Origin of the sequence: Amycolatopsis sp. CA-126428, from assembly GCF_002904335.1 — a bacterium.
Classification (GTDB): domain Bacteria; phylum Actinomycetota; class Actinomycetes; order Mycobacteriales; family Pseudonocardiaceae; genus Amycolatopsis.
Genome location: NZ_PPHF01000141.1, coordinates 34,886 through 49,273 on the forward strand (window position 1 = coordinate 34,886; position 14,388 = coordinate 49,273).

Here is a 14,388-nt window from a genome sequence, read left to right on the forward strand (position 1 = left end):
TTTCTCGTTCGGCCTATTCCGGCTTCGACGTGTTCCGGCACCCGCCTATTCATACGCCCGCGGCGGGGACCACCGTATTCCGGGGTCGGAAAAACGCCTTCAGGAAACCAGTGCGGGGTACAGCCCGGCGAGATCGCCGGAGAGCCCGGCCCGCACGTTCCGGCTGACGTCGTCGGCGAGCACCTCGAAGCGGCCTTCCTCGACGCCGTCCAAGGCGAGGCCCGCCACGACCGCCGGGTCGATCTTCGGGCCGTCGACGTTCTTGGCCATGTCGGTGTCCATGTACCCGACGTGCAGCGCCGTCACCTGCGTCTTCTGGGCCGCCAGTTCCAGGCGCAGCGCGTTGGTCAGCGACCAGGCCGCGGACTTCGCCGCGGAGTACGCCGCCACCTGCGGTGCGGTGAACCAGGAAAGCACCGACAGCACGTTGAGCACCGCGCCGCCGCCGTTGCGCTCGAGGACCGGCGCGAACTCGCGCGTCACGGCCAGCGTGCCGAAGTAGTGCGTGTCCATCTCCAGCCGGATGTCCTCGATGGACCCGCCCAGCAGGGACGACCCGGTCGACGAGCCGGCGTTGTTTACCAGCAGCGTGACGTCGCCCGCCAGCGCGGCGGCTTCCCGGATGGACTCCGGGTCGGTCACATCGAGGCGAAGCGGGATCACACCCGGCAGGTCGACCGACTCCGGATTCCGAGCGGCGGCGTACACCTTGGCCGCGCCACGCTCGAGCAGCGCCGCCGCGAACCGGCGCCCGAGTCCCCGGTTGGCTCCGGTGACCAGCGCCACCGCACCCGTGATGTCCATGACGAACTCCTCTCGCACCTGGCTTGCTCATTGCAAGCTAGCTGAGTCCGACGGTACGGGGTAAACTTGCTCCCAGCAAGTCAGGTCGAAGGGATCACACGATGAGCCGTCGCATCACCTGGGCGGACGCCGCCTGCCCGATCGCGCGCGCCGCCGACGTCCTCGGCGAGCCCTGGACGTTGCTGATCCTGCGCAACGCCACCGCGGGCACCACCCGGTTCGAGGACTTCCGCGCCCAGCTCGGCATCGCCGACAACGTGCTGACCACCCGGCTGGCCAAGCTCGTCGACCGCGGCCTGCTCACGAAGCTCCCCTACCGCGACGGTGGCCGCACCCGCCACGAGTACCGCCTCACCCAGGCCGGCTCGGACGCGCTGCCGGTCCTGCACGCCCTCGGCGCCTGGGGTGACGCCCACGCGCCGTCGGAGCACCCACCCGGCCCGATGACGCTGATCCACGCCCGCTGCGGGCAGCCCACCCGGCCGGGCGCGAAGTGCGACGCCTGCGGGAAACCCGTGACCAGGGGCGACCTGGCCTGGCGCGGATCCTCGCTCGGCGAGGACGAGATCCCCTTGGCCGATCCGGTCGGTTGAGCCGATTCGATCACGCATGACGCCCCGCTGATCACGAGTGATGCCCGTCGGCACTTCGGCTAGGTTCGGGGGCATGCTCACCACGCTGGCCGTCGAGAACTACCGCTCGCTGCGTGACCTGGTGCTGCCGCTGTCCGGCCTGACCGTCGTCACCGGGCCGAACGGCAGCGGCAAGTCGAGCCTGTACCGGGCGCTGCGGCTCCTGGCCGACGCGTCGCGCAACGGCGCCGTGGCGGCGCTGGCCCGCGAGGGCGGGCTGCCGTCGACGCTGTGGGCCGGCCCGGAGAACGGCGTGCGACGAGGGACCACGCGGGTCGAGGGCAAGGTGCACACCAAGGCCGTCGGGCTGCGGCTCGGCTTCGCGGGCGACGAGTTCGGTTACGCCCTCGACCTGGGGTTGCCGGTGCCGGGCAAGCGGACGTTGTTCAACCTCGACCCGGAGTTCAAGCGGGAAGCGGTCTGGTCGGGGCCGTACCTGCGGCCGTCGGCGTTGCTGGCGGACCGGGCGGGCCCGTCGGTGCGCACGCGCGTCGCGTCCGGGGCCTGGGGCGACGACCGGTTCAAGATCCGGCTCACGGACAGCATGCTGAGCGAGTTCTCGGACCCGCGGGCCTGCCCGGAACTGGTGGTGCTGCGGGAACGCATCCGGTCGTGGCGCTTCTACGACCACTTCCGCGCGGACGCCGACGCCCCGGCACGCCAGTCCCGCATCGGCACCCGCACGCCGGTGCTGTCCCACGACGGCGCCGACCTCGCGGCGGCCCTGCAGACGATCATCGAGGTGGGCCGCGAAGCGGACCTCGCGGAAGTGCTCGACGCGGCCTTCCCGGGCTCGACCGTGGAAGTGCGGCGCTCCGAGGACGGCCTGCTGTCGGTCGAGTTCCGCCAGCACGGGTTGCTGCGTGCGTTGTCGGCGGCGGAGCTGTCGGACGGAACGCTGCGGTTCCTCCTGTGGGTGGCGGCCCTGCTGACCCCGCGCCCGCCGGAGCTGCTGGTGCTGAACGAGCCCGAGACGAGCCTCCACCCGGACCTCCTGCCGGCCTTGGCGACCTTGATCGCGACGGCGGCGAAGGAGACCCAGCTCGTGGTGGTGTCCCACGCCCAGTCCCTGATCCGCGCGCTGGCGGAGGCGGCCGAGGTGAGCACGGTCGAGCTGGAGAAGGAGTACGGCGAGACGAAGGTGGCCGGCCAGGGCCGGCTGGACCGTCCGTCGTGGCACTGGCCGGCCCGCTGAGAAGCGTCAGCGGCCGCGGGTGCTTTCGCGGATCTCCAGCGCGAACGGCGTCTGGATGTCCTGCGGCGGGGACGTCTTGTCGCCGGTGATGCGGCGGTGCACGAGGTCCACCGCCGCCTCGGCCAGCGCGGTCTTGTCCGGCGCGATCGTCGTCAGCGACGGCAGCGAGAATGCGCTCTCTTCGTTGTTGTCGAACCCCACGATCGCCACGTCCTCGGGCACCCGCAGCCCCAGCTCGGCCACCGCGCGCAGCGCGCCGACGGCCAGCAGGTCGTTGAAGCAGAACACCGCGTCCGGCGGCGAAGGCAGTGCCAGCAACGACTTCATCGCCGCCGATCCCACCGACCGGTGCCACTTCTCCGCCGGGGCCACCAGAGCGTCCGAATAGGACAAACCGGCCTCCGCGAGCGCCGAGCGGTAGCCGGCCAGCCGCTGCGACGACGTCCCGCGCTCGGGGTTGCGCCCGATCGCCGCGATGCGCTTGCGGCCCAGCGCGGCCAGGTGCGAAACCGCCGTGCGCGCGGCCAGGACGTTGTCGATCGCCACGTGGTCGATGGGCACGTCCACCGCGTGCTCACCCAGCATGACCAGGGGGATCCCGCCCGGATCGGCCGGGAAGTCCGGCGCCTCCAGGGCTTCCGGGTGCACCAGGGCTCCGTCGACCAGGTGGGGCCCCAGCGACGAAAGCGTCTCCCGCTCCCGTGACCGCGTGCCCTGCGTCTGTTCGATCAGGACGCTCCAGCCGCGCTTCTGCGCCGCCGTGATCACCAGGCCGGCCAGCTCGCCGAAGTACGGAATCGACAGCTCCGGCACCATCAGCGCCAGGAAGCCGGTGCGGCCGCGGCGGAGGTTGCGGGCCCCGACGTTGGGCCGGTACCCGGTCGTCGCCAGGGCTTCCTCGACCCGCCGGCGGTTCTCCGGTTTGACGAAGGCGTAGCCGTTCACGACGTTCGACACCGTCTTCACCGAAACTCCGGCAAGCGTGGCGACGTCCTTGAGCGTCACGGTCACGGGCGGTCCCTTCAGAGAGTGAGCACGAAGTGTAGCGAGCCGCCGCCGGTTTACAACGTTGTTCCAACGATGTAAAAAGTACCTCAAGGCTCCCGCGGTGACCCCGATCACCCCGGCGAGCGGGCCACCAACGACGCTGCCCGAGGAGTCGCCGTGCTCTTGTCCTCCCGTCCCCGACTGGTTCTGGTCACCGCAGCCGCCGCCGCGCTGACCCTCACCTCCTGCACCAGCAGGGAAGATTCCCCCGCGGCCCCGTCGAGCGGCGGTGGGCCGGCCGCCAGCGCCCAGTCCGCCGCGCCGTCCGCCGACGGCTGCACGCTCGAGAAGACCGGTTACCCCAAGGTCGACCTGAAGACGGCGGTGGTCGGTTTCTCACAGTCCGAAAAGGAGGCCAATCCCTTCCGGATCACCGAGACGCAGTCCATCCGCGACGAAGCCGCGAAGCTCGGCATCGCGAGCGACAAGCTGCTCGTCACCAACGCCCAAAGCGACCTGAACCGGCAGATCAGCGACATCAAGTCGATGCTCGACCGCGGCGCCCAGCTGCTGGTCGTCGCCCCGCTGAACTCCGACGGCCTCCAGCCGGCCCTCGACGCGGCGAAGGCCAAGAAGGTCCCGGTCATCACCATCGACCGCAAGGTGACGTCGCAGGCCTGCACCGACTACCTGACCTTCATCGGCTCGAACTTCGTCGAGCAGGGCCAGCGCGCCGCCCAGGCGATGGTGAAGTCGACCGGCGGCACCGGCAAGGTCGCGATCCTGCTCGGCTCGTCCGGCAACAACGTCACCACCGACCGCACCAAGGGCTTCAAGGACGAGCTGGCGAAGACGCCTGGCCTGTCCGTGGTCGCCGAGCAGACCGGCGAGTTCGACCGGTCCAAGGGCCAGTCCGTGATGGAGCAGCTCATCCAGAGCCACCCGGACATCACCGCCGTCTACGCCGAGAACGACGAAATGGGCGTCGGCGCGGTCAACGCGCTGAAGACGGCCGGCAAGACGCCGGGCAAGGACGTCAAGATCATCTCCATCGACGGCACCCGCAACGCCGTGCAGCTCATCGTCGACGGCAGCTACAACGCCGTGATCGAGTCCAACCCGCGCTTCGGCCCGCTGGCCTTCCAGACGCTGCAGAAGTTCGAGAGCGGCGAGCCGATCCCGGCGAGCATCGTGATCACCGACGACCAGTACGACGAGACCAACGCCGCGCAGAAGGTCGGGAACTCCTACAAATGACGGCCGCCACCGAGGAGGACGCTGCTGAAGAGGACGCCGCCATGACGACCGCACCGGTGCTCGAGGTGGCCGGGGTGACCAAGCGGTTCCCCGGCACCCTCGCCCTCGACGACGTCAGCTTCGCGCTGAAGCCGGGCGAGGTGCACGCGCTGGTCGGCGAGAACGGCGCCGGCAAGTCCACGCTGATCAAGGTGCTCACCGGCGTCTACCAGCCCGACGAGGGCGAGGTGCGCCACCTCGGCGAGCCGGTGGCGTTCAAGCGGCCGATCGACGCGCAGCGCGCCGGGATCTCCACGATCTACCAGGAGGTCAACCTCGTCCCGCTGATGAGCATCGCCGGCAACGTCTTCCTCGGCCGCGAGCCGCGCACCCGCACGGGGCTGGTCGACTGGTCCAAGATGTACGCCGACGCCCGTGAGCTGCTCAAGGGCTACGGCATCGTCGACGACGTCAAGCGCCCGCTGCACACCCTCGGTGTCGGCGCGCAGCAGATGGTCGCGCTCGCCCGCGCGGTCTCGACCGACGCCAAGGTCGTCATCATGGACGAACCGACGTCGTCGCTCGAGCCGCGCGAGGTCGAGACGCTCTTCGAGGTGCTGAACCGGCTGCACGCCGAAGGCATCGCGATCGTCTACGTCAGCCACCGGATGGACGAGCTGTACCGGGTGTGCGACAGCGTCACCGTCCTGCGCGACGGCCGGGTCGTCCACAGTGGACCATTGAAGGACCTGCCGCGCATCGAGCTCGTGTCCAAGATGCTCGGCCGGGAGATCAAGCAGATCCGCGAAGAGGGCGTCACAGCGTTCGGCGAGGAACACGACGTCGAACGCGAGCCGCTGCTCAAGGCCGAGAACCTCAGCGGCATGCGGAAGCTGCACGACGTCTCGGTGAGCATCCGGCCCGGCGAGGTCGTCGGCCTCGCCGGCCTGCTCGGTTCCGGCCGCAGCGAGACGGCGAGGGCCATCGTCGGCGCGTTCCCCCTCGACGGCGGCAGCGTGCTGCTGGCCGGGAAACCGCTGAAGAAGGGCAAGATCAAGGCCGCCATGCGGGCCGGGATCGCGCTGCTGGCCGAGGACCGCAAGACCGACGGGATCATCCCGAACCTGTCGGTCCGCGAGAACATCGTGCTCGCCGCGCTGCCGGCGCTCTCGCCGTTCGGCCTGGTCAGCAAGGCCAAGCAGGACAAGATCGTGAAGATCTTCATGGAACGCCTGCGGATCAAGGCGGCCAGTCCCGAGCAGAAGGTGTCGGAGCTGTCCGGCGGCAACCAGCAGAAGGTGCTGCTCGCCCGCTGGCTGGCCACCGGCCCGAAGATCCTGCTCCTCGACGAGCCGACGCGCGGCATCGACGTCGGCGCGAAGGCCGAGGTGCAGGCGCTGATCGACGAACTCGCGCAGGAAGGGCTCGGCGTGCTGCTCATCTCGTCCGAACTGGAAGAGCTGATCGACGGTTCCGACCGCGTGGTCGTGCTGCGCGACGGCTCGGTCGTCGGCGAGCTGACCGGCGACCGGATCACCGAGGAGAACGTCCTGACCGCCATCGCAGCCGAGGGTGACAACGATGTCTAGCGCCACCCTGACGAAAGCACCCGACCGCGCGAAAGTCACCGCGTGGCTGCAGAACTACGGCGTCTACCTGGCCGTCGTGGTGCTGCTGCTGTTCAACGTCGTGTTCACCGAGAACTTCCTGTCCGCGGCCAACTTCCGCACCCAGCTGGTGCAGGCGGCGCCGGTCTGCATCGTCGCGCTCGGCATGGCGCTGGTGATCGGCACCGAGGGCATCGACCTGTCGGTCGGCTCGGTGATGGCGATCGCCGCCGCGCTCATCCCGCTCTACCTGGGCGCGGGCCCGCTGATGGCGATCATCGTCGCCGTCATCGCCGGCGTGGTCTCCGGCCTGTTCAGCGGCTACCTGGTGGCCTACCTGGGCATCCAGCCGATCATCGCGACGCTGGCGCTGCTCGTCGGCGGGCGCGGGCTCGCCCTGGTCATCGCCCACGGCCAGCTCGTCCAGCTGCACAACCGGGAGTTCCTGGAGCTGGGTACCGGCGACTTCCTGGGCGTGCCGATCATGGTCATCGTCGCGGGCGTGCTCGCGGTGCTGGCCGGGCTGGTCGTCCAGCGCACGACGTTCGGGCGGCACCTGGTCGCGGTCGGCGGCAACCGTGCCGCGAGCACCCTGGCCGGCCTGCCGGTGAAGCGCGTGCTCATCAGCGTCTACGTCATCTCCGGGGCACTGGCCGCGATCGCCGGCGTGCTGGCGACCTCGCGACTGGCCGCCAGCGACCCGAGCGACGTCGGCCTGCTCATGGAGCTGTCCGCGATCACCGCGGTCGTCGTCGGCGGCACGCCGCTGACCGGCGGCCGGGTCCGCGTGCTCGGCACCGTGTTCGGCGCGCTGCTCATGCAGCTCGTCCAGGCGACCCTGATCAAGCACAACCTGCCGGACTCGACCGCGCAGATGGTCCAGGCGGCCATCATCGTCGTCGCGGTCTACGTCGCGCGCGAGCGGAGCAGCCGATGACCGCCACCCAGACCACCGCTCGCAACGCCGCGTTCGCCGGCGTCTTGCAGCGCCAGGGCGCGGCCGTCGTGCTCGTGCTCGGCATCTTCGCTTCGTGGTTCGCCTTCCCGCACTTCGGCACCGCGGACAACCTGCGCAGCCTCGTGCTGCAGGGCTCGTTCCTCGCGGTGATCGCGCTCGGCATGACGTTCGTGATCATCTCCGGCGGCATCGACCTCTCGGTCGGCTCGAACTACGCGCTCGGCGGCGTCCTCGCCGCGTACGGCGCCCAGTACGGGCTGGTCGTGGCGATCCTGCTGCCGCTGGCGGTGTGTTCGCTGATCGGGTTCGTCAACGGCGTGCTCATCGCCCGCACCGGGATGGCGCCGTTCATCGTCACCCTGGCGTCGCTGCTGTTCGCCAGGGGACTCCTGCTCGCGCTGACCTCCGAGGGCGCGACGACGTACAAGGTGGACGCCGGCTCGGCGTTCCTCTGGCTCGGCCAGGGCACGATCTTCGGCATCGGCGTCCCGGTCTACCTGACGCTCGTCCTGTTCGCGCTCGGCGGGCTGCTGCTGCGCCGCACCCGGTTCGGGCAGTCGGTGTTCGCCATCGGGGGCGCCGAGCAGTCGGCGCTGCTGATGGGGCTTCCGGTGGCGCGCACCAAGATCAGCCTCTACACGCTCAGCGGCGCGCTCGCCGGCGTCGCGGGCATCCTCACCGCCGCGTACCTGCAATCCGGCGTCACGGTGATCGGCGTCGGCACCGAACTGGACGCGATCTCCGTCGTCGTCATCGGCGGCACGCTGCTCACCGGCGGCGCCGGGACGATCGTCGGCACGCTCGTCGGCGTCCTGCTGCGCACGCTGATCCAGAACGTCATCAACCAGATCGGCACCCTCGACTCCAACTACCAGACCGTGGTGAGCGGGGCCTTCCTGCTCGTCGTCGTGGTGATCCAGCGCCTGCTCGCGCGCTCCCGTACCCGCTGAACCCGCGTCCCTACCAGGAGGTTCAACGCATGTTCCGCCCCGCCCGAAAATCCCGGAGATGGCTCACCGCGGCCGCCGCGTTCGCGGTCGCGGTGGCCGGCCTCGGCACCGTGCCGGCCGCGGCCTCGGCCGCCGAACCGCAGTGGCAGCGGCTCACCCCGCCGCTGTCCACGCCGTGGACCAAGGACGTCTCCCCCGCCAACGCCCTCCCCGACTACCCCCGGCCCCAGCTGACCCGCGACAAGTGGCAGAACCTCAACGGCGTCTGGGAGTTCTCTTCGGCCAAGCCCGGCGAGGCCGCCCCGATCGGCCGTTCGCTGGGAGAGCGCATCCTCGTGCCCTACCCGGTCGAGTCCGCGCTGTCCGGGATCATGCGCCACGAGACGAACATGTGGTACCGGCGCACGTTCGAGGTCCCGAAGGACTGGCAGGTCGGCAAGGGACAACGGCTGCTGCTGCACTTCCAGGCCGTCGACTACGACGCCACGGTCATCGTCAACGGCAAGACCGTCGGCCGCCACACCGGCGGGTACGACGCGTGGTCGGTGGACGTCACCGATGCACTGACCACCCGGAAGACCCAGGAGGTCGTCGTCGGCGTCGCCGACCCGAACGACCAGGGCGGGCAGCCGATCGGCAAGCAGCGCCAGCCCGGTGACGGCATCTTCTACACACCGTCGTCGGGCATCTGGCAGACCGTCTGGATGGAGCCGGTGGCGGCCACGCGCATCGACCGCCTGGACGTGACGCCCGACGTCGCGAGCGGGTCGGTCACGGTGAACGCGGTGGTCGGCGGCCCGGTGAAGCAGCGCGTCGAAGCCGTCGCCTACGACCACGGCCGCCCGGTGGGGCGCGTGTCCGGCGACGCGAACAAGCCGTTGAAGCTCAAGGTGGACCGGCCGCACCTGTGGTCGCCGGACGACCCGTTCCTCTACGACCTGCGGGTGAAGCTCTCCGGCGGTGACGAGGTCGGCTCGTACTTCGGCCTCCGGTCGATCAGCGTCGGCAAGACCGCCGACGGCAAGCAGCGGATGCTGCTCAACGGCAAGTTCGTCATGCAGGTCGGCCCGCTCGACCAGGGTTTCTGGCCGGACGGCATCTACACCGCGCCGACCGACGCGGCGCTGAAGTTCGACCTGGAGCAGGAGAAGGCGCTCGGCTTCAACATGGTGCGCAAGCACATCAAGGTCGAGCCGGACCGCTGGTACTACTACGCCGACAAGCTCGGCTTGCTGGTGTGGCAGGACATGCCGGCGATGAAGGACGACGTCGAGCCGTCCGCGGCTTCGCGCGTCAACTTCGAATCCGAGCTGCACCGGATGATCGACCAGCACCGCAGCTTCCCGTCGATCGTCAGCTGGGTGCCGTTCAACGAGGGCTGGGGCGACTACGAAGTCGGCCGCATCGCCGATCTCGTCAAGTCCTGGGACCCGACGCGGCTGGTGAACGCCGAGTCCGGCGTCAACTGCTGCCGGTCCGAACCGGACAGCGGCAAGGGTGACATCTACGACGACCACACCTACACGGGCCCGGGCACGCCGATCCAGACCGGCCCGCGCGCGGCGGTCGACGGCGAGTACGGCGGCCTCGGCCTCAAGGTCGCCGGCCACGAGTTCGACGCGACGGGCAGCTTCGCCTACGAAATGGAGCCCGACAGCGCGACGCTGACCAGGCGCTACGGCGAGCTCCAGCAGCGCCTGCTGCTGGTCGCCCAGCGCTGCGGGGTGTCCGCGGGGGTCTACACGCAGACCACCGACGTCGAGAAGGAGGTCAACGGCTTCTTCACCTACGACCGGCAGGTGAAGAAGATGGACTTCGCGGCGGTCCGCGCGGCGAACCTCGCGGTGATCAAGGGCGCCACCGGCACACCGGTTTCCGGTCCGTCGGTGCCGGCCGGAACGCCCGGGATCGACGGCATCGCGGCGTACCCCTTCGACGAGAACACCGGCACGGTGGCTTCGGACGCGGTCGGCGGCCACGACGCCACGCTCGCCGGCGGCGCGTCCTGGACCGCGGGCAAGAGCGGTTCGGCGCTGGCGGTGAACGGGTCGGGCCAGTACGCCGACACGGGCGCCGCGCTGGTGAACACCGAAGGCAGCTACAGCGCGGCGGCGTGGGTGAAGTTCAACGCCGTGGGTGACGGCTTCCAGACGATCGTGAGCCAGGACGGCGCCGGCAACAGCGCGTTCTTCCTGCAGTACTCGGGCGCGGACCACCGGCTGGCGATGAGCTTCGTCGGCACGCGGGCCCTGGCCCCCGCGGCCCCGGAGCCGAACCGCTGGTACCACGTGGTCGGCGTCCGCGACGCGGCTGCGGGCACGCTGAAGCTGTACGTCGACGGCCAGCTGGCGGCGACGAAGAGCGTCTGCCTCGGCGAAGCATCGACGGGCCACACGGTGATCGGCCGCGGCAAGTACGGCGGCGGCCCGGTCGACTACCTCAACGGAGCGGTCGACCAGGTCCACGTCTACGACCGGGCACTGTCCGACGCGGACGTGAGCGCGTTGTACAGCAGCGGCAAGTAGCGATTCGCGCGGAGTGGCCGCATCGGGATTTCCGGTGCGGCCATTCCGCTTTCCACCGGCCTCCAGCCCCGCGGGGAATCCAGGGCTGCACGCGGCCCGGCGACCGCTGACGGGTGGCCGTCACTGCCGTGCGACCAGCCCCACCAGCAGGTTCGTCAGGCCCTCGGCCAGCCCGAACACCGGCGGCTCGTCCCGCTCGACCGCCGCCACGGCCGCCGTCGGGTGGGTCGCGGGCCACGCGCCCGACACCAGGACCACTACCCCCTGGGCGAAGTGCCGGGCCGCTTCCACCGGCAGCTCCGGCACCCGGACCCGCACCAGCTCGCCCAGCCGCCCGGTGTTCGCGGCGGCCCGGCGCTTGAAGCTGCGGGCGAACTCCACCGGGATGTTGCGCTCCAGCACCGGCGCCATGGAACTGAGCAGCTCGCACAGCACCGGCCGCCCGGCGAGCGTCGCCGCGATCGTGGCGGCGATCCGCTCCTCGCGGGCGAACCCGGGCTCCGCCGGGCCCGGCTCGCCGAGCGCCTCGGCCAGGTCGTCGAGCCAAGCCGTCCACGCGCTGTCGAGGACTTCCAGGAAGATCGCTTCGCGGCTGTCGAAGTACCTGAGCACATTGGATTTCGCCAGCCCCACCCGGCAGCTGAGCTCCCGCAGGCTGATTTCGGCGACCGGCCGCTCGGCGAGCAGCTCCCGCGCGACGGCGAGGATGACCCGCCGGCGCGCCTCGATCTGTTCGGGACGGCGGGCGCGCTGGAATCCGGCGCTCATGGCGCCGAGGCTACCGATCGGTGGAAGCCTTCGTCCCGCTCTCCCGGCGCGACTTGACCCGGTGGTAGCTCCAGCCCAGCAGCGCGAACAGGATCACCGACGACAGGATCAGGCTCGACCCGGTGCTCCAGCCGCTGAACGGCAGCGACTTCACCGTGCCCCAGACGATCCCCGCCGCCAGCAGCGCCAGCCCGGCCAGCACCGAGCCGGCGATGCGCAGCGGCGACGACACGCTGTCCTCGGCCGCCTTCATCGCGCGGTCGCGCACCGGGTCGACGTACCGCTCGAGCGCCGGGAACTCCGAGGCCAGCAGCAGCAACCCGGCGAGCACGAGCAGCAGCCCGGGGCCGGGCAGCACGAGCAGCAGCACCCCGACCACCAGCAGGATGGCACCGGCCACCACGACCAGGACCCGCTTCATCCGCTTTCCGAGCCCCACGCGACCACTCCTGTCGTTTCGACCGATTCTTCCCGTCGCGGCCGCTGTCTGCCACTCACGACAGCCCGTACCCGCGCGGCGGCCACCACTAACGCGCAGAGCGTCGCCGATCCCAGCCAGCCGACGACGCCGGGCCAGACGTACAGGAGCTGCCCGAACGTGCCCTGCCGTCCGGCGAAGACGACCCCCATCAGCTCCGGCAGCAGCACCAGGGCCACGCCGGGCACCAGGCAGGGCAGCAGCCGCAGGCCCGCCCGCCACGGGCTCGTCCGCCGCGCGGCCCACCGGCGCGCGTGGCGGACGCCGAGGGCGGCGAGCAGCACGGAAAGCAGGATCAGCCCGGCGAGCACCCGGTCCGCGACCACCCCGGCGGGCAGCGCGAGCTCCGGCGAACCACCCCGGACCAGGGTGGCCAGGCCCTGCGCCAGCGTCTCGGCGTCGTTGTCCAGCGCCAGGCCGGTGGTCGCGATCACGGCGATGCCGTGGCCGTCCGGCAGGAGGATCTGGGCGGCGGTGTGGCTGAACCAGTCGCCGGAGTGGGACAGCTGTCCCGGCGGATAGGCACGCCAGCCGAAGGCGTAGTCGCGCCCGGGTGCCGGGGTGTGCGCCAGCGCGACCGACGACGGCGACAGGACACCACCGCCGTCACGCTGCGCGACCAGCCACCGCGCCAGGTCCTCGGCAGTGGTCAGCACGCCGTGGCTGCCACCGGTGAACCAGTCACGTTCAGCAACCGGGATCTCGAACCCGAACGCCCGCACGTACCCCGGCGAGAGGTCCGCGGGCGGCTCGTCCACGGTCGTGCTCGACGCCATCCCGAGCGGCTGGAACAGCCGCGTCCGCAGGTAGACGTCGAACGGCTGCCCCGCGACGACCTCGACGATCCGGGCGGCGACCTCGTAGTTCGGGTTGTGGTAGTGGAACCGCGCGCCCGGCTCGTCGGCGAGTTCGGCGTCCTCCAGCCGGGTGACGGCCTCGGCGAGGGTGTGCGGCTGCGGCAGCTTCAGGTCGGGGAACGCCGAGTCGGCCATCCCGGACGTCTGGTCCAGCAGCATCCGGACGGTGATCTTCGCGCCGCGCGGGTCGGCGAGCCGGAAGCCCGCCAGGTACCGCGTCACCGGCTCGTCCAGCCCCAACCGGCCCGCTTCGGCGAGCTGCAGGACCGCGAAGGCCGTCATGGACTTGCTCACCGACGCGATCGGCAGCCGGGTCGACGCCGTGAGCGGCGTGCCGGCGGCGTCGTGCCCGTAGCCGGCGACGCGGACGACGTCCTTGCCGTGGGTGACCGCGACCGTGGCGCCGGGCAGGCCGGTGTGGTCCAGGTAAGCGCGCACGTAGCTGTCGATGTCCCGGGGCGCGGCCGCGGCCGCCGGGGTGACGGTGGCCAGCAGGAGGGCCGCCAGCACGAGGAGGAGCCTTGTCATGGCGGTGAAGGTAGGCAGCGCGGGGCGGCGGTCGCTGCTGCCGGACGATCGGGTGGGCCCCCTACTTTCGGTACCTCCTTGACGAGCCGTCGCGGCCCTCTTATATTCAACTAATCGGTTGATAAACCGTTTGGTTGATCAGGAGGTGCGGCTCATGCCGGACGTGGTGGCGAGCTTCTGCATGTCGCTCGACGGGTTCGTGGCCCGGCCCGACGACAGCGTCGGACCGCTCTTCGACTGGTACCAGGCCGGCGACGTCGAGGTCCCGATGGTCGGCTACCCGATGACGTTCCGCGTCGCCCCCGCCAGCGCGGAGTACCTGAGCACGTTCCTCGATTCGGTGCGCCACAGCGCCTTCGTCTGCGGCCGCCGGGTGTTCGAGCACACCCACGGCTGGGGCGGCCGTCCCCCGGGCGGCGGCGCGGCGTTCGTCGTGACCCACCGCCCACCACCGGCCGACTGGCCCGCGGACCACTTGGCGCCCTTCACGTTTTGCGCGGACATCACGAGCGCGATCGAGAAAGCCAAGGCGGCCGGCGACGGAACGGTGGGCGTTTCCGGCCCGTCGATCGCCCAGCAGTGCTTGAACCTCGGCTTGCTCGACGAGGTGCGGATCGACCTGGTTCCGGTGCTGCTCGGCGCCGGCGTGCGGTACTTCGAGGACTCCGGCACCGGGAACGCCGAGCTGGAGCAGGTGGAAGTCGTTGCGGGGCAGGGGGTTACGCATCTGCGGTATCGGGTTCACTACCGCTGATCCCGTTTGGACACCACCCGATCGTGTGATGAACTTGTGTTCGATGCTCGGTAATCTTGAGCTATGTCCGACAACGCGACTCTCTCACCCGACGCGGTGGCCATCGCCG

Annotated in this window: 13 protein-coding genes; 8 read left to right on the top strand and 5 right to left on the bottom strand. The window is 70.6% G+C overall.

The features are described 5' to 3' along the window. Nucleotides 1-99 precede the first annotated feature (99 nt). Nucleotides 100-804 (bottom strand): SDR family oxidoreductase, encoded by a 705-nt coding sequence (locus C2L58_RS35360; RefSeq protein WP_103341992.1) that lies wholly within the window; start codon nucleotides 802-804, stop codon nucleotides 100-102. A 101-nt stretch (nucleotides 805-905) separates the two neighbouring features. Between C2L58_RS35360 and C2L58_RS35365 the strand changes: the two genes are divergently transcribed. Then, nucleotides 906-1,397: a winged helix-turn-helix transcriptional regulator gene (locus tag C2L58_RS35365; protein ID WP_103341993.1), complete on the top strand. Its 492-nt coding sequence runs from the start codon at nucleotides 906-908 to the stop codon at nucleotides 1,395-1,397. A 73-nt stretch (nucleotides 1,398-1,470) separates the two neighbouring features. Beyond that, nucleotides 1,471-2,631 carry an AAA family ATPase gene (locus C2L58_RS35370; protein ID WP_103341994.1) on the top strand — a complete coding sequence of 387 codons (1,161 nt, stop codon included), beginning with the start codon at nucleotides 1,471-1,473 and terminating at the stop codon, nucleotides 2,629-2,631. Nucleotides 2,632-2,637: 6 nt separating this feature from the next. On the opposite strand, the gene C2L58_RS35375 is transcribed toward C2L58_RS35370, so the two are convergent. Beyond that, nucleotides 2,638-3,642 carry a LacI family DNA-binding transcriptional regulator gene (locus C2L58_RS35375; RefSeq protein WP_103341995.1) on the bottom strand — a complete coding sequence of 335 codons (1,005 nt, stop codon included), beginning with the start codon at nucleotides 3,640-3,642 and terminating at the stop codon, nucleotides 2,638-2,640. Between the two features lie 153 nt (nucleotides 3,643-3,795). Here C2L58_RS35375 and C2L58_RS35380 point away from each other — a divergent pair, with 153 nt between their 5' ends. The 5 genes from C2L58_RS35380 to C2L58_RS35400 are packed head-to-tail and all read left to right on the top strand — an operon-like array spanning nucleotide 3,796 to nucleotide 10,894. Beyond that, nucleotides 3,796-4,875 carry an ABC transporter substrate-binding protein gene (locus tag C2L58_RS35380; protein WP_103341996.1) on the top strand — a complete coding sequence of 360 codons (1,080 nt, stop codon included), beginning with the start codon at nucleotides 3,796-3,798 and terminating at the stop codon, nucleotides 4,873-4,875. Next, nucleotides 4,872-6,443, top strand: coding sequence for a sugar ABC transporter ATP-binding protein (locus C2L58_RS35385; protein ID WP_103341997.1), 1,572 nt, complete (start codon nucleotides 4,872-4,874; stop codon nucleotides 6,441-6,443). Before C2L58_RS35380 ends, C2L58_RS35385 begins: the two co-directional genes overlap by 4 nt. Continuing rightward, the gene (locus C2L58_RS35390; RefSeq protein WP_103341998.1) at nucleotides 6,436-7,398 is read left to right on the top strand and encodes an ABC transporter permease; all 963 of its coding nucleotides are present in this window, start codon (nucleotides 6,436-6,438) and stop codon (nucleotides 7,396-7,398) included. The genes C2L58_RS35385 and C2L58_RS35390 overlap by 8 nt, the downstream gene beginning before the upstream one ends. Then, complete coding sequence (locus C2L58_RS35395) at nucleotides 7,395-8,369, top strand: ABC transporter permease (protein WP_103341999.1); 975 nt, start codon at nucleotides 7,395-7,397, stop codon at nucleotides 8,367-8,369. Before C2L58_RS35390 ends, C2L58_RS35395 begins: the two co-directional genes overlap by 4 nt. 29 nt (nucleotides 8,370-8,398) lie before the next feature. Continuing rightward, the gene (locus C2L58_RS35400) at nucleotides 8,399-10,894 is read left to right on the top strand and encodes a LamG-like jellyroll fold domain-containing protein (protein WP_103342000.1); all 2,496 of its coding nucleotides are present in this window, start codon (nucleotides 8,399-8,401) and stop codon (nucleotides 10,892-10,894) included. Nucleotides 10,895-11,014: 120 nt separating this feature from the next. On the opposite strand, the gene C2L58_RS35405 is transcribed toward C2L58_RS35400, so the two are convergent. The 3 genes from C2L58_RS35405 to C2L58_RS35415 are packed head-to-tail and all read right to left on the bottom strand — an operon-like array spanning nucleotide 11,015 to nucleotide 13,525. Then, entirely contained in the window at nucleotides 11,015-11,662 is a 648-nt protein-coding gene (locus C2L58_RS35405) for a TetR family transcriptional regulator (protein WP_103342001.1), read from the bottom strand. Nucleotides 11,663-11,672: 10 nt separating this feature from the next. Beyond that, nucleotides 11,673-12,101, bottom strand: a complete 429-nt coding sequence (locus C2L58_RS35410) for a PGPGW domain-containing protein (RefSeq protein WP_103342002.1) — start codon at nucleotides 12,099-12,101, stop codon at nucleotides 11,673-11,675. After that, nucleotides 12,080-13,525, bottom strand: a complete 1,446-nt coding sequence (locus tag C2L58_RS35415; RefSeq protein WP_233226116.1) for a serine hydrolase domain-containing protein — start codon at nucleotides 13,523-13,525, stop codon at nucleotides 12,080-12,082. The genes C2L58_RS35410 and C2L58_RS35415 overlap by 22 nt, the downstream gene beginning before the upstream one ends. A gap of 154 nt (nucleotides 13,526-13,679) precedes the next feature. Here C2L58_RS35415 and C2L58_RS35420 point away from each other — a divergent pair, with 154 nt between their 5' ends. After that, complete coding sequence (locus tag C2L58_RS35420) at nucleotides 13,680-14,279, top strand: dihydrofolate reductase family protein (protein WP_103342004.1); 600 nt, start codon at nucleotides 13,680-13,682, stop codon at nucleotides 14,277-14,279. Nucleotides 14,280-14,388 lie beyond the last annotated feature (109 nt).